Source organism: Algoriphagus aestuariicola (genome assembly GCF_017254835.1).
Taxonomy (GTDB): Bacteria; Bacteroidota; Bacteroidia; order Cytophagales; family Cyclobacteriaceae; genus Algoriphagus; species Algoriphagus aestuariicola.
Window position 1 is genome coordinate 1,095,997 of record NZ_JAFKCW010000002.1, and the last position, 21,440, is coordinate 1,117,436.

General features: G+C 47.9%; 15 protein-coding genes and 1 tRNA gene. 12 read left to right on the forward strand and 4 right to left on the reverse strand.

Going from position 1 to position 21,440, the window contains the following annotated elements:
* The first annotated feature begins 926 nt into the window (after positions 1-926).
* The 4 genes from J0A67_RS11800 (at position 927) to J0A67_RS11815 (ending at position 3,957) form a co-directional block, all read left to right on the forward strand.
* Complete coding sequence (locus J0A67_RS11800; RefSeq protein WP_206569528.1) at positions 927-1,271, forward strand: hypothetical protein; 345 nt, start codon at positions 927-929, stop codon at positions 1,269-1,271.
* Positions 1,272-1,356: 85 nt separating this feature from the next.
* On the forward strand, positions 1,357-2,295 hold the full coding sequence (locus tag J0A67_RS11805; protein ID WP_206569529.1) for a zinc metalloprotease: 939 nt from the start codon (positions 1,357-1,359) through the stop codon (positions 2,293-2,295).
* A gap of 4 nt (positions 2,296-2,299) precedes the next feature.
* A complete protein-coding gene (locus tag J0A67_RS11810) occupies positions 2,300-2,608 on the forward strand; it encodes a hypothetical protein (protein ID WP_206569530.1) in 309 nt (102 codons plus the stop codon).
* 74 nt (positions 2,609-2,682) lie between these two features.
* A complete protein-coding gene (locus J0A67_RS11815) occupies positions 2,683-3,957 on the forward strand; it encodes a cation:proton antiporter (protein WP_206569531.1) in 1,275 nt (424 codons plus the stop codon).
* A 58-nt stretch (positions 3,958-4,015) separates the two neighbouring features.
* Here J0A67_RS11815 and J0A67_RS11820 read toward each other — a convergent pair whose 3' ends face one another.
* The gene (locus tag J0A67_RS11820; protein ID WP_206569532.1) at positions 4,016-4,324 is read right to left on the reverse strand and encodes a hypothetical protein; all 309 of its coding nucleotides are present in this window, start codon (positions 4,322-4,324) and stop codon (positions 4,016-4,018) included.
* Positions 4,325-4,534: 210 nt separating this feature from the next.
* Between J0A67_RS11820 and J0A67_RS11825 the strand changes: the two genes are divergently transcribed.
* On the forward strand, positions 4,535-5,809 hold the full coding sequence (locus J0A67_RS11825) for a PQQ-dependent sugar dehydrogenase (RefSeq protein WP_206569533.1): 1,275 nt from the start codon (positions 4,535-4,537) through the stop codon (positions 5,807-5,809).
* A 295-nt stretch (positions 5,810-6,104) separates the two neighbouring features.
* Complete coding sequence (locus tag J0A67_RS11830) at positions 6,105-8,243, forward strand: catalase (protein ID WP_206569534.1); 2,139 nt, start codon at positions 6,105-6,107, stop codon at positions 8,241-8,243.
* A 299-nt stretch (positions 8,244-8,542) separates the two neighbouring features.
* On the opposite strand, the gene J0A67_RS11835 is transcribed toward J0A67_RS11830, so the two are convergent.
* The 3 genes from J0A67_RS11835 to J0A67_RS11845 form a co-directional block, all read right to left on the reverse strand.
* Positions 8,543-8,616: transfer RNA gene (locus J0A67_RS11835), tRNA-Pro, on the reverse strand.
* A gap of 116 nt (positions 8,617-8,732) precedes the next feature.
* Positions 8,733-8,966, reverse strand: a complete 234-nt coding sequence (locus J0A67_RS11840; protein ID WP_206569535.1) for a hypothetical protein — start codon at positions 8,964-8,966, stop codon at positions 8,733-8,735.
* A 123-nt stretch (positions 8,967-9,089) separates the two neighbouring features.
* Positions 9,090-9,377 carry a hypothetical protein gene (locus J0A67_RS11845; protein WP_206569536.1) on the reverse strand — a complete coding sequence of 96 codons (288 nt, stop codon included), beginning with the start codon at positions 9,375-9,377 and terminating at the stop codon, positions 9,090-9,092.
* Positions 9,378-9,681: 304 nt separating this feature from the next.
* Here J0A67_RS11845 and J0A67_RS11850 point away from each other — a divergent pair, with 304 nt between their 5' ends.
* From J0A67_RS11850 to gloA2, 6 genes are all read left to right on the forward strand, one after another.
* On the forward strand, positions 9,682-11,895 hold the full coding sequence (locus J0A67_RS11850) for a sodium-translocating pyrophosphatase (RefSeq protein WP_206569537.1): 2,214 nt from the start codon (positions 9,682-9,684) through the stop codon (positions 11,893-11,895).
* A gap of 372 nt (positions 11,896-12,267) precedes the next feature.
* Positions 12,268-15,354, forward strand: coding sequence for a SusC/RagA family TonB-linked outer membrane protein (locus tag J0A67_RS11855; protein ID WP_206569538.1), 3,087 nt, complete (start codon positions 12,268-12,270; stop codon positions 15,352-15,354).
* A 20-nt stretch (positions 15,355-15,374) separates the two neighbouring features.
* Positions 15,375-16,778: a SusD/RagB family nutrient-binding outer membrane lipoprotein gene (locus tag J0A67_RS11860; protein WP_206569539.1), complete on the forward strand. Its 1,404-nt coding sequence runs from the start codon at positions 15,375-15,377 to the stop codon at positions 16,776-16,778.
* 61 nt (positions 16,779-16,839) lie between these two features.
* Positions 16,840-18,147: a D-alanyl-D-alanine carboxypeptidase gene (locus tag J0A67_RS11865; protein WP_206569540.1), complete on the forward strand. Its 1,308-nt coding sequence runs from the start codon at positions 16,840-16,842 to the stop codon at positions 18,145-18,147.
* A gap of 1 nt (position 18,148) precedes the next feature.
* Positions 18,149-20,218, forward strand: a complete 2,070-nt coding sequence (locus J0A67_RS11870) for a prolyl oligopeptidase family serine peptidase (protein ID WP_206569541.1) — start codon at positions 18,149-18,151, stop codon at positions 20,216-20,218.
* An 837-nt stretch (positions 20,219-21,055) separates the two neighbouring features.
* Positions 21,056-21,439: an SMU1112c/YaeR family gloxylase I-like metalloprotein gene (gene gloA2, locus J0A67_RS11875; protein WP_206569542.1), complete on the forward strand. Its 384-nt coding sequence runs from the start codon at positions 21,056-21,058 to the stop codon at positions 21,437-21,439.
* The last annotated feature ends 1 nt before the right edge of the window (position 21,440 follow it).

A 21,440-nucleotide genomic window follows, 5' to 3' on the forward strand; every position in this document is an offset into this window, starting at 1 on the left:
ATACATTGTTAAATAATGTAATTATTTTCTCACAAACTAGTATTGTTTGTTTTTATTTCAGCCATGATATGCATTTTGACACTTTTTTTGGCGCTATTATTTGTTTTATGGAATCAAAGAAAAATCTCAGAGATAACCGGAACAAAATGTCGGCGCAGGCTACAAGATCTTCCTCAAAAAGTATAGAAAACAATATAGCCGGGTTGTTCTTCAGTTCTGATGCTAGATTCAGGAAGATCCGCTGGTGCTGCATTCCTCAAAAACTTAGCTTATGCTTGCCATAAATTTTTGTCCAGGTGGGCAACTTGTCGAGCTGACTTCCATCTTCTAATATACTGTCAATGACGGATTACTTGATTGCTGTTCCGTTTTCCGGGAGTGTTTAGTCCAGTTATTAATTTCGTTTTGCATTTTTGTTGGCTCAAAGTTTTAGGCGTCACAAAAAGACAGATGTAGCCAAAAAGGCTTTATCATAGTCATTTTCTCGCGTTGGAAGGGTTGCCGTCGCGCCTATACTCAAGGGCCGATGTAAGACCGGAATCAGCAAAAGGGTTTCGTGAACTGATTTTTATGAATCCCTAATCCTCCAAACTGGGAAAACGGAAAATCAGAGATTGATCACTCCTACTAGCCTTCAATTCAAACGTAAGTCCGGCCCGTTGCTGCAGTTTTTTTCCTGAGATGGACTTTTCTTGGCCGTGTCGGCAGACCACAGTTGATTTCCAAAAATCCACAAGTCCCGCCAGTTGGAGAAGGTCTCCCGACTAAGCTTGTCAAATGCGGGAGAGAAAAAGTTTCTTCGTCTATTGTGCCTCCCGGCGGCTATTTGCCCTATTTAAGACCCAACCTGCACCCCTCCACTTCAATTGGGTCTTGCCCATGGCATCCTTCTTGAACCCACACCACGTAATCAAACACCCATCACAATGATTTATTCACTCGTTAGCATTCTCGCTATCGCCTTTGTCTTTTTCGTAATTGCCATTTTCTTGACCAAGACCAATACCAGCGGAAGTATTGACTTAGACGGATGGATCTTGACGATCCGATATCCCTTTAAAACCGCAAAAATCAATTTGAGGGATGACTTGGAAAAATGGGGAGTCAGAAAAATTAATATGCTTTGGAGGGGGATGATTTTCGTCCTCAGCCTGAAGCTGACCACTGGAGAAACCAAAAAAATCTACTTTCGATCGCGCTCGGGCTCCGTCCGCAAACTGATTAGACTTCTTGAAGAATTGGCCTTGGACGGAAGAATCGCCGTAAATTAAATCCGAGGCCTATGGCACATTGATCTAAAATTCGACCGAGGGAAACTAAATGCTTTAAAACCCTACGGAATAAACCCTTCTTCCTATGAAGCCTATTTCATTTAGCGAATCAAGCGAAGCCGACCGTCCGCCCCACCGAACCTGTGGAACAGTATCTTCGAACAATATCCTGATGGAGAGATTTCCACAGTTTCGGTTAAACCTGGCGGAAATAGAAGGAAATTATCAAAAACTACGGGAAGCCGACCGCATCCAGAATCTGCCAACAGCTACAATTCAGGTGGTAGTACACGTCGTCTATCAGACAGAAGAGCAAAACATCTCGGATCAGCAAGTCATGGGACAGATCGAGGTACTCAACAGGGATTTTGGAGCGTCAAACCCGGACAAATCATCTTTGCCAAAAGCTTGGAGCAATTTACCCATGGATTCGGGAATTAGGTTTTCATTGGCCTGTAGCGATCCTCAGGGAAACCCCACTGACGGAATAGTCAGAAAACAAACGGATAAAGGGGGATTTGATCATTTGGATTCGGTAAAGTTTACCAATCAAGGCGGTTCGGATGCTTGGCCTACGGATAAATATCTCAACATTTGGGTGTGCAATATGCTCGGTGGACTACTTGGGTATGCACAATTTCCGGGAGGACCTGTGGAGACCGATGGCGTGGTCGTGTTCTATAGAGCGTTTGGCACGGAGGGAACAGCACAAGTTCCTTTCAACTTAGGGCGTACCTGCACCCACGAGGTCGGCCATTATTTGAACCTACGCCATATTTGGGGAGATACGCAGGATTGCTCGGGGTCCGACTACGTGGAGGATACACCCCTGCAGCAGCTTCCCAATTACAACAAGCCTTCTTTTCCCCATATCTCATGTAACAATGGCCCGGATGGGGATATGTTTATGAACTATATGGACTATGTGGACGACGATACCATGGTGATGTTTACTCCGGGCCAAGTGGCGAGGATGCGCACAAGCCTTTCTGGCCCCAGATCCGGCCTTATCCAACAACAGTGACGCCATGCCTATAGAACTGGAATTTCTTCCCAATCGATGGATTCATGCACACGAAGAAGACACGCCCCTAAAACTGGTTTATAGGCCTTCGACCTTTCCCCTAGGCCTCTCCCGAAACAGGGACATATTGGAATTCTTTGCCGATGGAAGAGTTCTACGGGAGGGAATTGGTTATCAAGACGGCAAATCCTTTGTCCAGGCAATATGGACGGTGAAAGAAGATGGCAGGACCATTTGCATCAAAGAAGAAAACCAAGAAATCACCTTGGAAATCACCACGCTTGTCGCTGACAAAATGGTTCTCTCCAAATAAGCCAAATTGGTAGTCATGAAACCCAACACGTTTGAATTATGGCAATGTGCCCATATTAGTGAAAAACAAAGCCTATGGACACATTGATGCTACTTTTTATCGTAGTTGGCCTCGCTGTTTTTGTTATGGCCTGGATGCCAACAGTTTCCAAAGAAACCGGCATCTCCTATTCGATTTTTTATACTGCGGGTGGATATTTAATCTACATGCTTTTCCCGGAAAGCCTCCCAAATCCACTTCCCCAGCAAAATGAAGCCGCAACGCTTCACCTGACCGAGCTGATCGTGATTTTCTCGCTGATGGGCGCAGGGATCAAATTGGAGCGGAGATTTTCCCTTAAAGGCTGGGCTGTTCCGCTGAGGCTGCTTGGGATAGCGATGTTGTTGTGTATTGGCTTGACGACTTTTCTTGGCTATTTCTACCTCGGCCTTACCCTATCCTCGGCAGTGCTTTTGGGCGCGGCATTGGCTCCAACGGACCCTGTCTTAGCCGCGGATGTACAGGTAGGCCCGCCAAACGAAAAAAGCAGCTCAGAAACCAAGTTCGCACTCACCGCGGAAGCGGGAATGAACGACGGCTTGGCCTTTCCTTTTACTTGGTTGGCGATTTCGTTTGCGATGCTGGGCACCAGTGAATCTGAGGGCTTGGTTCATTGGTTCACCTTCCATCTGGTCTATAAAATTGCCATCGGACTTGCGCTGGGTTGGATGGCTGGCTATACCGTGGGCCATCTTCTATTCAGCTTTTCCAAAAAACATAAGATTTTGTACACCCGGGATGGCTTTTTGGCAATTGGACTGACGCTGCTAGTATATGGAATAACAGAAGCCTGCGAAGGTTATGGCTTCATTTCCACCTTTGTATGCGCACTCACGATGCGCAGCTACGAAAGAAAGCACAAATACCATGAGGAGATGCATTCCTTTACCGAACAGATAGAGCGACTTCTTCTTGCCATTCTGCTCATCCTATTCGGTGGAGCCCTTTATGCGGGCATCCTGGATCCTTTGGATTGGAGAATGGCCGCGTTTGTATGCCTATTCATTTTTGTGATCAGGCCGGCTACGGCCTACCTTAGTCTGGTAGGCACCAGCCTAGCTAAGAAAGAACGCCTAGCCATTAGCTTTTTTGGAATCCGGGGAATGGGCTCCATTTTTTACCTCGCTTTTGCTCTGGGGGAATTCGAATTTGATTCCAAGGATGAGTTATGGGCGACGCTCGCTTTTGCTGTTGCCTTATCCATTTTAGTGCATGGATTGTCAGCGAATTCCGTCATGCGAAAACTGAGAGGTTACGAGACAAATTCTCGATCTGAGGGGGAGGAAAACCCTGCTAGGATTGCCACCTAGGCGACGAACACATCAAAACCGGAAAGCAGTGGCTCAATCGTGCCGAAATCGCAGTTTTTCACATGATCTTCCCGAAGTCGGGATCAAGCGAAGGCTGTTTCTTTTTTCCTTTGCGCCGAACAGCATCCTCATATCTTTCGATCAGCGTCGATAGATCCCTCCTAAACTGGGCGTCGTCTAGAGGAAAACCGGACATCGCGAAATTGTCCCTAAGAAGTTGGAGAAGATCCTTGGGAAAAACTTCCCTACCATAAAAGGCCGCATCGGCCACATGTACAATCTGGTTGTCCATATCCTGAAAAATGATGCCTTGATCGGATTTTTCCAACATGGAGAGTGATTCTTTGACGAGTTTTCTGAAATCCATAGTTGTGAGTGTCGGTTTAGTGTTTAAACAACAAAACCAAACAATCGGCCAAAAATATAGGGAACACGGATAATTGTTGCTTTCGTGACCATCTGCCTGTCACAGGGCAAAGAATTTAGGCTTGGGGAAAGTCCCCATTAAACTAACCGACAGGGCCACTTTGGCCTGCACATTGAATTAACTGATGGCTGAAATCAAACATCAACAGCCATGAAACGACACCAAAGCCTCTTACCCATAGCACTGATCTTCGCTGCTTTCTCCTGCACGGAAAAAGTTTCCAAGGTGGAAAAAGAGGCAATTTCCAAGAGGCAAGCAGACACCGTTCAAACCGCCATTGGTGAGCTGGTCTTGCCTGCTCCATACTCCAGCAAAGCCACAACCAACACGAGCAAAGTCATCGGTTGGCCTGAGGGCAAAACCCCAACTGCACCGGAGGGCTTTACAGTCCGCATGTTTGCGGGAGATCTGGAAAACCCACGCTCTACTATCGTGGGGCCAAATGGGGACATCTTTGTGGCTGAGAGCAACACCAGAAATAGCGCGGATCGCATCACAGTGTTTCAGGACAAGGACAAAGACGGAGATTATGAGACGAGGGAGGTTTTTAAGGACAAACTAAATCAACCCTATGGCATGCTCATCATCGGAGACCACTTTTACATCGCTGACACAGATGGGCTAAACAGGTTTCCTTATACAGCCGGCCAGACCAAGTTAAGCACTGAAGGCGAGCGACTTGTGCAACTCCCCGCCGGCGGATACAACAATCACTGGACAAGGAATCTCATCGCAAACAAGGACAACTCAAAAATCTACATATCCGTAGGCTCCGCCAGCAACAATGCCGAACATGGAATGGATGAAGAGGTCAGAAGGGCCGCCATCTTGGAGGTGAATCCAGACGGCACTGGCGAGCTTATCTATGCGCGAGGCTTGAGGAATCCGGTAGGAATGTCTTGGAATCCGGTCACGGGAGAACTGTGGACCGCTGTGAATGAACGCGATGCCTTGGGAGACGACCTGGTTCCTGACTATATCACCAGTGTAAAGCGGGGTGGATTCTATGGATGGCCTTACTCCTATTTTGGCCAGATCTATGATCCCCGGATGGAGGGTCAAGGCATGGAGTTCGTCTCTGAAGCGATTGTCCCCGACGTACCCCTAGGCAGCCATACCGCATCCTTGGGACTAAGTTTTTACACAGGAGACGCTTTCCCCGACAAGTATAAAAACGGCGCTTTTGTCGGGCAGCATGGCTCCTGGAATAGAAAAGAACTCAGCGGCTACAAGGTGGTATTTGTTCCCTTTGAAGATGGAAAACCTGCCGGTAAGCCCGAGGATTTTTTGACAGGCTTCATCGTAGACCGGGAAAAATCCGAAGTGTACGGTAGACCGGTGGATGTGACGGTCCTGCCCGATGGCTCTCTTCTCGTCAATGATGACAGCGGCAATATGCTTTGGCAGGTGATCGCCAACCGTTGACGAGGGGGCTTTTATACACAGGGTGGGAAAAAACTGCGACAGCAATCCGAAAAGCCAGGGAATAAGGTCTAGAGCCCATCACAAAATTAATCCGAAGAGCCTTGCTTCAATCGGGCGGATCACTTAGCTGAATAAGTACACCCAGCCCGGTACTCCGTGGATTCCTTCCCTGCTGTCCTTGCCGAATAGGTTATAGAAAAACAGTTTTCCCAGATGGTTCCATCGAGACACCCTACCAAGAAGGGTTGGAATGTTATTGGCATCCTTGTCCGCGAACCACTAAATAGTTAACACCATGGATGCAGAAAAAAACAAAGAAAAACCCGAAAACAGTAAGATCGACGACCTGTACATGAACACCGAGGATGGTAGCGGCGAGGTGATGAGCAACAACCAAGGGGTGCGAGTCAACGACGACCACAACTCCCTTACTGCCGGAGAGAGAGGGCCTACCCTACTGGAAGATTTCCAGTTTAGAGAAAAGATGACCCACTTCGACCACGAACGTATCCCTGAAAGGATCGTGCATGCACGAGGTGAGGGGGCGCACGGCTTTTTTGAAAGTTATGGCGACTTCTCGGAAATCACCCGAGCCTCCTTCTTAAGCGAAAAAGGCAAGCGAACCCCGGTTTTTACGAGATTTAGTACGGTGGCTGGATTCAAAGGCTCTACAGACCTAGCCCGCGACGTGAGAGGGTTTGCAGTCAAATTTTACACCGACGAGGGCAACTACGATTTGGTAGGAAATAACATGCCCGTGTTTTTTATTCAAGATGCCATGAAATTCCCAGACCTGGTTCATGCTGTAAAGCCTGAACAGGATAATGAAATTCCGCAGGCAGCCTCCGCGCACGATACATTCTGGGATTTCATCTCCTTGATGCCGGAGAGTATGCATATGATCATGTGGGTGATGAGCGACAGGGCTATCCCCAGAAGCCTTTCCATGATGGAGGGCTTCGGTGTCCACACCTTTCGGTTTGTCAATTCCAAAGGCGAATCGCATTTTGTCAAATTTCATTGGAAGCCGAAACTCGGCACACACTCGGTCACTTGGGAAGAGGCACAGAAGATCTCCGGTCAGGACCCCGATTTTCATCGAAGGGATCTTTGGGAAGCGATAGAAAACGGGAATTTCCCGGAGTGGGAGTTTGGCGTTCAGCTCGTGGAAGAAAAAGACGAGCACAAATTCGACTTTGACTTACTTGATCCTACCAAGATTATTCCCGAAGAGCTCGTGCCGGTGAAAATACTCGGCAGGATGGTGCTGAATAGAAACCCGGACAATTTCTTTGCGGAAACCGAACAGGTGGCGTTTCACCCTGGCCATGTGGTCCCTGGCATTGACTTTACCAATGACCCGCTGCTGCAGGGGAGGCTATTTTCTTACACCGACACGCAGCTGATCCGATTAGGGGGGCCAAATTTTGCGGAGATACCCATTAATCGACCGATCACGCCGGTGCACAACAATCAGCGCGGGGGTTATATGCGCCAAACCATCAACAGGGGAAAAGGCAGTTATAGTCCAAACCAGATTAGTGGCGGCTGTCCATTTCAGGCTAAGATGGCAGATGGAGGTTTCGTCAGTCACCAAGAAAAAGTGGAAGGCTACAAAATCAGGAATCGGAGCAAGAGTTTCATGGACCATTTCAGCCAGGCCAAACTTTTCTACGAAAGCCAAACCGAAGTCGAGCAGGATCATATTGTCAAGGCGTTGAGATTTGAGCTCGGAAAGGTCGGTCGGGAAGAAATTCGCGAAAGGATGGTGGGGATGCTTACCTACGTCAATGAATCCCTGGCGAAAAAAGTCGCACTTGGACTGGGCATCAACCCAATTTTCAAACCCGACATGCCACTCAACCACAGCTTTCCAGCAGATGCGAATCCCGCTGACTATCAACCCACAGAAGCCAAATCCAGTATAGAAAAGTCCGAAAAGCTAAGCCTGATGGCCTCGCCTGGCAAGGGAATCCAAGGCAGGTCTATCGCTATCCTGGCCAACGATGGCGTGGACGGCGGACAAGTGGAGCTGTATCAGGACGCCTTGAAAAACGAAGGGGCGAATTCAAAAATCATCAGTCTCCACAGCGGCTGGATCACTGGAGCCGAAGGCGCGAAGATAAAGGTGGACCACAGCTTGGCAACCACTTCCTCCGTACTCTTTGACGCGGTCTTGGTCCCGGATGGACTGCAAAGCGCGGAGGCATTAAAGGAAGATTCCACTGCGATACGGTTTTTGGACGAAGCCTACCGACACTACAAGTTCATTGCGGTAAATGGCGGCGGGAGCGATCTCTGGGCGAGTACCTACGCCTCCAAAAACAGCGATCCCAAGGGCGTGTTTTTCGACGAAGGACCGGGGACGTTCATCGATGCGATCGCCAAACACAGAATCTGGGAAAGGGAAGACGCGGAGAAAATCCCAGTTTGACCCAACGAGGAAACCATGTTCGGTATCCATCCTAAAAACAAAGGCTCTGCGATTCTTGGAATTGTAGAGCCTTTGTTGACTCAGTTTGTCTCGGCTATGCGATCCCTTTTCTCACCCTGCTCAAATCCCAATTTGAATGGGGAAAGTTTCATACGATACAAAGCCTGTTTTTATTTCCTTGTTCCAGGAATCGCTCACAGAAATATGCATTCTTTTGACTTTCCATGAATCTCCAAAAAACAAAAACTCTGTAAATCAGTTATTTACAGAGTTTTGATTTGGACTACAATCCTATTTTGTCGGGGTGACAGGATTTGAACCTGCGACCACACGCCCCCCAGACGTGTACGCTACCGGACTGCGCCACACCCCGATTTGGGCTTCGAAATTACAATTTTCAAGAATTAAAAAAAGACTTTGAGTTCGATTTTCCTAGCCTAAGTCAAAGCCGTCTGATTTTCAGGCAAATCAGTTTCCAAAAGTTGGAGGTTATTCTTTACCCGGCGCGGTTCTAAAAATGGCCTTAACTGGCGATTTGCAGCAGGATTCGCAACAAACGGACTGGGGGTTCAGAGATACCGCTTTTCGCAAGGCTTCGCGTCCGTTGTTGAAAGGCCCCAGATAATCGCGGTCCAGAGATCCCGGGATAAACTCGCACTCCTTTTCGTGGACTTCATAGTTGCCGCTGGCGTTTGCTGTAGATGAGAGGTAAAAGAATTTCATTTCTGGTGAATTAATCTACCCAAAAATACCCCGCAACAACCTCCTAAAAAATACCCTATATAGGGTATTTTTTAAGTATATCCAGAGCTTTTCACCAACTGGATTAGTTAAAAATCCTTGACTTCATTTGGACAAAAACCTTTCGACCAAAACCTCCCATTCCTCATCGAGACTCAGCTGGGGACGTTTATCTCCCGATTTGGAATACCAGTAATCGGCATTCCATTGATCCCCTTCTTTCCTGTGAAGGTAGGCGTGTATTCTTGCCGCCGCCTTCCCCTGCAAATGATCTACCTGGGCGTGCGCCGATGTCCAGTCCCCGTGCCCATCAAACCACAATGCCAAAAGTGTGGGGGAGTCCTTCCAGACAGAAGAATCCGTTGACAAAAAATCATCCTTTGAGATATCCATTGACTAAAGATTTTGGTTTGCTACAAACAGTGGTTTCATAAAAACAAATCCTCATCCCTTATTAGCCAGCATTTTGCGAAGCGAGCTGGTGATTGATTGGAAAAAAGGAATTGATAATACTCGCACAAAACTCCCATTTGACCAAAACCCATCCACAAAGATCGATAAAATCGGTCCACACATTCAAAGTGCCCGAGTTTTTGGGATCGGCCAAAGTGATTTTTATCCAGCTTGGTGCATTGGGTATAAATTCTATATTTGCCCAATTAATTAACAGTAAACCTTATTAGAATCCGAATAAATTATGGAACAAGCGCTGATTTACTTAGTCCCTGCTTTGGGACTAATCGGCCTGCTGGTAATGGCAGTCAAATCTGCCTGGGTCACTAAACAGGACACAGGAGACAAAAACATGGTAGAGCTATCGGGCTATATCGCCGATGGGGCTATGGCATTTCTAAAAGCCGAATGGAAGGTTCTTTCTTATTTTGCCATCATTGCCGGTATCCTGCTGGCATGGTCTGGCACTTTGGTAGAGACCTCAAGTCCTGTCATTGCCATTTCCTTTTTGATTGGCGCGTTTTTGTCAGCCTTGGCTGGCTATATCGGAATGAAAATCGCCACTAAAGCCAACGTCCGAACCACCCAAGCGGCGCGTACCAGTCTCAAGCAAGCGCTTAAAGTATCCTTCACCGGCGGATCTGTCATGGGGTTAGGCGTCGCTGGTCTGGCTGTTTTGGGGCTTGGTTCACTGTTCATCGTGTTCTATCAATATTATGTTTTAAGCGCCGGAGCCGGAGTTAACGGAATCGAAATGGAAACTGCCCTTGAAGTATTAGCAGGTTTTTCCCTTGGTGCAGAATCCATTGCGCTTTTCGCCCGTGTCGGTGGAGGTATCTATACAAAGGCTGCGGACGTTGGTGCTGATTTAGTTGGTAAAGTAGAAGCAGGAATTCCAGAGGATGATGTCAGAAACCCAGCCACCATCGCCGACAACGTAGGCGACAACGTGGGTGACGTAGCAGGTATGGGCGCCGATTTGTTTGGATCCTATGTAGCCACTATCCTAGCAACCATGGTATTGGGCCAGGAAATCATATCCGAAGATGCCTTTGGTGGCATCGCCCCGATTTTGCTCCCGATGGTATTGGCGGGTTTGGGAATTGTATTCTCCATAATGGGAATGGCTTTCGTGACTGTTAAAGATGATAAGGGTGATGTTCAAAAAGCCCTGAATATGGGAAACTGGTCCTCGATCATTTTCACCGGAATTGCGTCGTTTTTCGTCGTAAAACACATGTTGCCTGAAACGCTTTCAATAAGAGGCTACGAATTCACGAGCATGGATGTATTCTATGCGATCATCCTTGGTTTGGTTGTAGGAACTTTGATGTCCATCATCACAGAATACTACACAGCAATGGGCAAACGCCCCGTGATGTCGATTGTCAAACAATCTGCTACAGGACATGCTACCAACATCATTGGTGGGCTATCCGTTGGGATGGAATCCACCGTGTTGCCAATCTTGGTGTTGGCAGGCGGGATCTATGGAGCTTATGAATTCGCAGGTCTTTACGGAGTTGCCATTGCTGCGGCGGGCATGATGGCAACTACTGCCATGCAGCTTGCAATTGACGCATTTGGACCGATTGCCGACAACGCCGGCGGTATAGCGGAAATGAGCCAGCTTCCTGAGGAAGTCAGAGGCAGAACCGACATCCTTGATGCGGTGGGCAATACTACTGCTGCAACTGGAAAAGGCTTCGCCATTGCTTCTGCAGCATTGACTTCTTTGGCTTTGTTTGCGGCATTCGTCGGAATATCGGGAATTTCAGCGATCGACATTTACAAAGCAGACGTATTGGCGGGCCTGTTTGTGGGCGGAATGATTCCGTTCATCTTCTCTTCCTTAGCGATTGCGGCGGTAGGCCGTGCAGCGATGGATATGGTGAACGAGGTAAGACGCCAATTCCGGGAAATTCCGGGAATCATGGAATACAAAGCCAAACCGGAATACGAGAAATGCGTGGAAATCTCCACCAAAGCTTCGATCAGAGAAATGATCGCTCCAGGTGCAATTGCCCTGATCACTCCAATTATCATAGGATTCGCTTTTGGACCGGAAGTGCTGGGAGGTCTATTGGCCGGCGTTACAGTCTCCGGAGTGTTGATGGGAATGTTCCAGTCCAATGCTGGCGGAGCTTGGGACAACGCCAAGAAATCTTTTGAAAAAGGAGTTGAGATCAATGGCGAGATCTATTACAAAAAATCTGAACCCCATAAAGCTTCTGTAACGGGAGACACCGTCGGCGATCCTTTCAAAGACACCTCTGGTCCATCAATGAACATTCTGATCAAACTGATGTCTATCGTCGCTTTGGTCATTGCACCTCACATCTCCGAGGGAACACATGGTGCAGATGCGATGGCACAAAAAGTCGAGATCAAGAAAGAAGTGAAAATTATCGACGGAAAAAAGACCGAAACAGTCACAGAGACGATCGTAAAAAATTAGTCTCACCTTCATCAAGCAATACAAAGCCGTCCTTCAACAAGGGCGGCTTTTTTGTTGGAAAACATAAACATTCTTTCGCCAGGCTATCAGCAGTAGCTCCTAACAAAAAGCGCTGGCAATTAAGAAATTAAGAATCTATAAATGGATAATCCCTAGATTTTTTTGAATATAATTCATTATTGGCTTAAATTGAAAACTGTCAACCAATGAACCCGGAGAAAAACTCCAGCCAACCTTTCCCTTTTTGCCTTCGCAAAGGGGAATCTTGTTTCTGTATCTAGCTGCACTTTCTACATGAGTGTGGTCCTTGTTGTGGACTTAAAACGACAGTGACGCTTCAATTGATTAATTTCTTACTAAACAACTATTACTATGATGAAAAGCTACTTTACCATGCTTTTTCTGATGGTCTTTTTGTTGGCCTTTCCCGCAATGGCCCAACAACAAGTCCGCGGAAAAGTGACCTCCTCAGAAGATGGACTCCCACTGCCGGGGGTCAGCATTTTGATCCAAGGAACGAGCACTGGAACAGTGTCCGACGTCGATGGCAACTATTCCATCTCCGTCCCAGGCCCTGATGCAGTTTTGATTTTCTCGTTTATCGGATATCAAAACAAAACCCAAACTGTAGGCAACTCTACCACAATCAACATCGCGCTCGCAACCGAAACATCGCAGCTTGACGAGGTAATTGTCACGGCTTTTGGCATTTCCCAAGAAAAGAAATCCCTAGGCTATGCCGCTCAAAACATCGACGCCGCAGAAATCACCAAAACACGACAGCCCAATGTGGTCAATTCCCTTCAGGGACAGGTAGCCGGTGTGCAGGTGACCAATTCCGGAGGCGCTCCAGGACAGTCGGCGCGGATCATCATCAGGGGTATCAACTCTCTGGATCCTTCCGCAGACAACCAGCCCCTTTTCGTCGTGGATGGCGTGCCGGTGGACAACTCTACGGTAGAATCATCCGGCACTCCCCGCGGTATGTCCAACCGGATTGCTGACATCAACCCAAATGATGTAGAGTCCATGTCCGTACTGAAAGGTGCCGCCGCAACCGCCCTTTACGGTGTTCGCGCGGCCAACGGTGCCGTTATCATTACTACCAAAAAAGGCAAAGCAGGAGAGATCCGAGTGGACTTCAACACTTCCTTGGGTTTTGATAAGCTTGCAAAGATGCCAGAGCTGCAAGACCAATACGGACAAGGCTTCTCAGGCGTGCGTGACGACAATAGCTTTTGGCCGGCATGGGGCGCCAATATCGCGGAAGAAAACGACCCGAACTATGTCTACCAAGACAACTGGAACGATGCATTTGATACGGGTATCCAGTTTGACAACAGCTTGAGCGTGTCGGGCGGCAACGAAAAAGCGACATTCTACGGTTCCTTTGGCAGACTTGACCAAAATGGTATTATCCCCTTCTCGACATGGGACAGAACCAGCGCCAAACTCTCCGGAACCATCACTGCCAGCGAAAAATTCAACTTCACTGCCTCTATGAATTACACCAATTCGGGAGGTAATCGTGTTCCACACGATCGCTTTTTGGAGCGGATGATGTACTGGTCTGAGACAGCCGATGTGAGAGATTACATCAATCCAGACGGAACGATGAATTCGGTGGGCACAAACACCAACCCCATTTACGATGCCCGTTTTTCCACTTACAAGGACGATGTCAATCGTATCATCGGTAACCTGAACTTCAACTACAGTCCCGCCGACTGGATCACCCTCTCCTATCGTCTGGGAATGGACACCTATTCCGACTCTCGCGAGGCCATCACCCCTGGCCCGATGGGCATAGACGGGGAAGTGCCACTGAGTAGCACAGGTTCGATTGAAGAGTCCAAAATCAACAGCCGAGACCTCACCTCCAACTTCTATATCACGCTGAAAAAGCAATGGAACGAAAACTGGAACACACAGCTTCGACTCGGCAATGACATCTTCGAGAGAAAGTACGACATAATCACACTCTCTGGGAACAACTTCGTGATCCCGGGATTTTATAACATCGGAAACACCACACAGGTCTTTGGCTCCCAAGCTAAAAGCATACGCCGACTGGTCGGCTTCTATGGAGATTTGATGGTCGACTACAAGAACTTCCTATTCATCAACGTAACGGGAAGAAACGACATCTCCTCCACTCTTCCCAAAGACAACAATTCCTTCTTTTACCCCTCCGTTAACGTTGGCTATGTCTTCAGCGAAAACTTCAGCCTTCCGAACTGGTGGACGTTTGGAAAAATAAGGGCCTCGGTCGCGGAAGTAGGCAAGGATACAAGCCCGCACATCCTCGGAGCTACCTTTGTGTCACCTGACGGCTACCCGCTGGACGGACAGGTGGGCTTCTCCAGAAATTCCACCTTTGGAGATCCAAATCTTAAGCCGGAGACTACGCAGTCTTTGGAATTTGGCACCCAGTTGGCCTTTTTCAACAATCGCCTCAACTTGGATGTCACTTACTATAAGTCCAACGCCAAAGACCAGATCATTCCCGTACCTATCTCCGACGCCACGGGCTTTTCCTCTTACATCACTAATGCGGGTGAAATCGAAAACCGCGGCTGGGAAATTGTTTTTGGAGGCACGCCTATCGAGAAAGGCGATTTCCGCTGGGATGTGACAGCGAATCTCACGACCAACAAAAACGAAATCAAAGAGATCCGCGAAGGCATTGACCAAATCGTGGTGGGATCGCAATTTGGGTATGTGGGCAGTACGGTGACCATGATTCTGAAAGAGGGACAAGCCTACGGCAACATCTACGGCAGCAGCTACACCCGCCCAGGCGCCAATCCCGAATCCGATGTCCTAGACCGCAGCTTGCCGATGCTGATCGGCGCAAATGGCTTCCCCGTACGTACCGGAACACAGCTCGTACTGGGAAATGCGGTGCCAAAATTCTTCGGCGGCCTGAGAAACAACTTCTCTTACAAAGGGCTCGAATTCTCCTTCCTGATCGACTTCCGCACCGGAATGGAGCAGTATAACCAGTTTGCAAACTTCATCTCAGCATTCGGCAAAGGCACCGCATCCCTTGCCAGAAATGACACACGCGTATTTGAGGGAGTGCTGGCGGATGGCTCGCAAAACACCAAGGAAGTGTGGTTGGGTCAGGGTGTCGGTCCAGACGGCGTGAATTATGGCGCAGGATATTGGAGAAATCACCATAGAACCACGTCAGAAAACTTTGTTGGAGATGCTTCCTTCCTAAAACTGCGCAACATCACCCTCGCCTACAGTCTTCAGCCAAACGCCCTGGAAAAGACTCCCTTCCGTACGGCGAGGATCTCGCTGGCGGCCAACAACATCATTCTTTCCACCCCATGGGACGGATTTGATCCTGAATCCTTTTCCGCGGGAGCAGGAGGAAATGCAATCGGATTTACGGGACTTGGGTTCCCCGGTGTACAGAGCTACTTCGTGACTTTAAACCTTGGCCTATAAACCTTTAAAACCGCAAAAAGATGAAATTTAGAAATAAACTTACCGTAGTGATTGGCGCATTGGTGGTTCTATTGGCCTCAGCCTGTGAATCATTTTTAGACGTCAACGAAAACCCCAACAATCCCGAGGACGCACCCGTCACGGGGCTATTGACCAACAGCACCCTGGAAACCGCCCGCAATATCTACCGGGCCGGCAGTGCGACCAGTAATTATGTCCAATACCTGGCCTCACCAAATCCCGCCAGCTCTTCTGACACCATGGATCCGCTGGACTTCAGCGGTACCTGGTTCAATTTCTACAATGTCATGACTGATTTGACCGTGATCATGGACAAGTCTACCGAGTCTGGTGCAAACCACTATCTGGGCGTGGCTCAAATCCTCATGGCGCTTAACCTGGGGATGACCGTAGACTTCTTTGGTGATGTTCCTTTCTCTGAAAGCTTCACATTCGAGACCGTGACACCGGCCTATGATGACGATCAACAGCTCTATGGCCAAATCTTGAACCTCTTGGATCAGGGTATCGCAAACCTTCAAAAAGAAAGCACCATTACCATCGGCGGTGACGACTTTATCTACTCAGGAGACATTGAGAAATGGTCAAAATTTGCCCATTCGCTCAAGGCGCGATTTATGATTCATGAACAGGGATACAGTGCCTCGGAAGTGTTGGCCGCGCTTGATGGCGGATTCTCTTCCAATGACGATGACGCCAAGGTCTTTTTCTTCGAAGAAGCCTTTAATCCCTGGGCTCAAGTAGCTATAAACAACGCCAGCTTGCTGTTGGGAGGATGGATATCAGAACAATTTATCCAGGCACTGGACGGAACCTCTTATCCGGCATTCGATCCAAGACTTCCTTTGATGGTAGGCACCACCTCTACGGGTGAATTCGTAGGCACGGTAAACGGAGCTGGACGTGGAAATGCCCCTGAATCCGGTGCCAGATCTACCTTGATCCCCGGCCAATACTATACCAGCGAAACTTCGCCAATTATGATTGCCACTTATGCTGAGATGAAATTTATCGAAGCCGAAGCTGCTCTGGCTTCAGACAAAGCAAGGGCTTATGCCGCTTACCTTGCCGGGATCGAAGCTCACATGGATATGCTCGAAGTGGAAGACGCTGCTAAAGCAGCTTATTTGGCCGACCCATCCGTGAGCGTGGGCGCCGATGCATTGACTTTGGATCTGGTCATGAAGGAAAAATTCGTCGCGATGTTTCTCCACCCCGAGACATGGAACGATGCCCGTCGTTTTGACTATGCCTACAAGGACATGACCCTGCCTGAAAATCTGAACCCCAATCTAAACGGGGAGTTCATCAGACGATTGGCCTATCCGGACAGTGAGGTCAGCCGAAATGGCAACAATGTACCCCAGGTCACGCTATTGGACAGAATCTGGTGGGATCAGTAAAGAATCCCTCCTCTCATCAAGTCTCCTGCTTTTTTGCGGGAGACTTTTTTTATTTTCCGTTATGAAAAGAATTCTAGTCGCCACCCTCCTTGCACTCAGTTCCTGCACTGTCCACAAAATCAACAAGTCCCTTTCTAAATCAGATGTCTTTGACAAGGGCCATCTGGGCTTTATGCTCCAAGATCCTGAAAAGGGCAAAACCTTGGTTGAAATCAACTCGGGCAAGTATTTCATTCCCGCTTCCAACACGAAGATTTTCACATTCTACACGGCCTACTCCATTTTGGGTGACAGCTTGGTCAATGGATTAAACTATCTGGAAAAAGGCGATTCCCTAATCTTCTGGGGCACGGGCGATCCAAGCTTGCTTCATCCAGATTTGAAAGATGAAACAGCCATCGACTTCCTCAAAGCTTCAAACAAAAAACTCTTTCTGCTGGACAATTTCGACCAAGTGGATGCCTACGGGCCGGGCTGGTCATGGAATTGGTATCCCTATTACTATGCAGCCGAGCGATCCGCTCTTCCGGTGTATGGCGACATTGTCCGTTTTGAAAAAGAAAAGGGGGAAACCGACTTTACAGTTTACCCGGAAAGGTTCAAATCGGCCATGGAAAACGACGAATCGGAGAGTTCCAGGCCTTATTCTTTCACCCGAAAACATCAAAAAAACCGCTTTCCCTACCAGTTCAAAACCGAGGCGAAGGATTCCGAATTTGAATCCGACATTCCCTTTATCACCTCGCGTGAGCTGACGAAAATCCTACTCGAGGAAGCAACGGGAAAGTCGATTACGATGATTTCCAATCCAAGTTATTTCGAGGAAGAACCCAAAAAACTCCTCTCTGCACCAGCCGATAGCATCTACGCCCAGATGATGAAGATCAGCGACAATTTCTTGGCCGAGCAACTGATGTTTTTGGTTTCGGATCAGCTGACCAACAAATTGGACATCTCGGAGGCAATCTCTTATTCCAAAGAAAACCTCCTAAACGACCTACCGGACGAGCCACGCTGGGTCGACGGCTCTGGACTTTCTGCCCAAAACATGTTTACGCCGAGATCCATCATCGCTCTGCTGGGCAAAATCCGCCAAGAAGTTCCGCTGGAAAAGATCAAGGCCTACTTCCCAGCAGGGGGAGAGTCCGGCACCATCCGCAATTGGTACCCGGCCGACCCCGGCCAGCCTCCCTACATCTATGCCAAGACCGGCTCCCTCAGCATGGCCAACTCTCTAAGTGGATACCTGCTCACCAAGAGCGGTAAAATCCTGCATTTCTCTTGCATGATGAACAACTACGCGATTCCGTCCAACGACCTGAAAACCGAACTTCAAAAGGTTTTGTACTTCATCCATGACAAGTATTGATATGAAAAGATTTATCCCGGTTGCCCTCTTACTTTTTTTACCAATCCTGCTCTTTTCCCAATCCTTCACGATGGAGCAGGTTGGAAAATTCAGCTTTCCTTCGGAATTGACTTCATCTCCAGTCGGCGAAAAGATCGCTTGGGCGATGAATGAGCAGGGAAAAAGAAATGTCTACTTCGCCGATGGCCCAAATTTCCTACCGACCAAACTGACCAAGTTCAACCAAGACGATGGACAAGAAATCAGCAGCCTCAAGTTCACCGCAGACGGCAATTGGCTGATCTTTGTGCGTGGCGGAGACCATGGCGGCGGAAATGCCTCCTCCACGGTGAATGCGCTGAACATGCCCACACTTCCCAAAGTGGAAATCTGGAAAATCAACCTCTCAACCCAAAAAGCTGAAGTCCTTGTTGAAGGGGACGACTTTACCCTCGGGCCACAAAATCAAATCCTTTATCTCAAAGGTGGACAGGCATGGAAAGCTGATTTAGAAGGAAATGAAAAACCTGCCCAACTCTTTCAAGTCAAAGGAAATGTGAATTCCCTAGAGTTTTCTCCTGACGGAAAAAAACTGGCTTTCACCGTAAGCCGAGGAGGGCATCAGTTGCTGGGAATCTATGAAAACCAAGAAACTCCCATCCATTGGATCGCCCCATCCTTTCACCGCTATTCCCAACCCAAATGGTCGCCTGACGGCAGCCAAATTGCCTTTGTTAAAACCCAAGGAGGAAGTGGAGCTGCATTTCCGCTGTTGGAACCCAGACATGTACCTTGGGAAATCTGGCTTGCAGATGTCAGATCAGGCGAAGGAAAAATGTTCTGGAAAGCTCCCGAAACACTCCGAGGATCCTATCGCTATGGGTTTTTCGCATTTCCCAATTCCAAAGAACTCGTATTCGAATCTTACCATGAGGGCTGGCAGCATCTCTTTGCCCTGGACTTGGCAAGCCAAAACCTGCAATCCCTCACACCGGGAAATTACATGGTCGAGCAGATCAAGCTCAGCCAATATGGAAACCATGTGGTCTTTTCCGCCAATACCGGCCCAGAGGAAGAGGATCTCGACAGACGACACATTGGAAGAATAGACCTAAAGACCAAAAAATTGACCTGGGAAACTTCCGGCAACGGAATCGAAGCCTATCCGGTTGGTTTGGGTGGCGGAGACAAAATCGCCTTTTTCTCAGCCACGCCCCAGCGTTCACATTTGGTGGCAGTGAAGTCCGGATCGGCAACAAAACTCCTCCAAGAATCCTCCATTCCATCTGATTTCCCTCAAAGCAATCTGGTCACTCCAAAGCAAGTCAGCTTTAAAGCTCCGGATGGCACAACCGTTTACGGTCAGCTTTTCGAAAAAGAAGGCGGAGCTGCCAAAAAGCCTGGTGTAGTTTTCATCCATGGCGGACCTCAGCGACAGATGTTGCTCGGTTGGAGCTACATGGATTATTATTCCAATACCTATGCCTACAACCAGTACTTGGCTGAGCTTGGGTTTGTCGTCCTTTCAGTTAATTACCGATTGGGAATCGGATATGGCTACGAGTTTCACCGACCTGCAAATGGCTATTTTCAAGGCGCGGTCGAATACCAAGACATTAAAGCTGGAGGCGAATATTTGGCTTCGCTAAGTCAAGTCGACGCTGACAGGATCGGAGTCTATGGGGGCAGCTATGGGGGCTACCTGACTGCTTTAGCCTTGGCTCGAGATTCTGACCTATTCAAAGTTGGCGTGGATATTCACGGTGTGCACGACTTGGATGGGCGATATGATTTGCCCGAAGGTTACGAAATTGCGCCGGATTATGAAAAGGCCAAAGAAATCGCCTGGAAGTCCTCGCCAATTGCGGATCTGGGGACCTGGAAAAGCCCGGTGCTATTTATCCATTCCGATGATGATCGAAATGTAGAAGTAAGCCAGACGACCAATTTGATCCGAAGATTTGAAGAGCTTGGAATGCCCTACGAGGCGGTCCTGATCCCCGGCGATACCCATCACTGGATGCGCTGGAAAAACATGGTTCAGGTAGGGCAGCTGACGGCGGATTTCCTTGAGAAGCACCTAATGAAGTAGATGGTAGTCCATAGCCGATAGTCCATGGCCAATGGAAAATTGGTCGAAGCGGCACAAAAAAGTTTTTCAGTGAGTAGCTATAGCCAATTTTAGGACAACACTGCAATCAATGACAACACGAAAATTTCAGACGGTTTTCTACACCATAGTCGGACTTTGTATGTTGATAATAATTCTTTCGTTTACATCATTTGACTTTATCGAGATTGACACTGCTGTTGGTTGGACAATGAAGTATTTTACTTTACCAATTCTAATCGTTATGGCTCCAAGCTGTTACTTCATTTATTTAAGGTTCATTCGACAACACGAGAAGAAAGAGTACGAAAGAAAAATTTGGACGCAATTAAGGACAGTTTTTAGAATATTCATTTTGACATTAGGAATGACGGGAATTTCTATTGGGACAACGCTTTCAACGATAATTTTGACCAACGCGTATACTGGTGATAGTAGGTCAGTAAATCTGAATGCAAAAATTATTGACTACTATACTTTGACAAGTAAAGGAGGGACAAGGCACTATATAAAAATTCAAGATCAACAACTTGACAGAATAATTGACTTAAAAGTTCAAGGGCCATATCAAGTTGGACAAACATTTAAAAAGACAATTCAAATCGGAAAGTGGGGACTACTTTACTCGGAGAAATAAAAACTGGCTATAACAGCACATTTTCAATAAGTTATAGATCACTATTCATTTTCCCAACTTTCCCTAGACCCAAGTCGACTGTCGAATTGCGGTGGACTGTCGTCTGTCGACTGTGGACTAATTTTCCGATCTTCCAATCCTTGCTCTAAGCTTGCCGAAGTGTTCAATTTTACAATCCAAAAATGCTTTCATCCATCCACCATATCGCCATCATCTGCTCGGACTACGAGCGTTCCAAGCACTTTTATACAGAAATCCTCGGACTTAAAATCCTGCAGGAAGTTTATCGCGCTGAGCGGGATTCTTACAAGCTTGACTTAGAACTCAATGGGCAATATGTGATCGAACTCTTTTCTTTTCCCAATCCCCCAGCGAGAGTTTCCCGACCCGAAGCCTGCGGCCTGAGGCATTTGGCTTTTGCAGTCAAAGACATTGGGAAAGCGGCGGAAGATTTGAGTAAATTAGGAATTCAGGCAGAGCCAATCAGGGTGGATGAGTACACGGGGAAACAATTCACATTCTTTTCCGATCCTGACGGCTTGCCTATCGAACTTTATCAAGAATAGT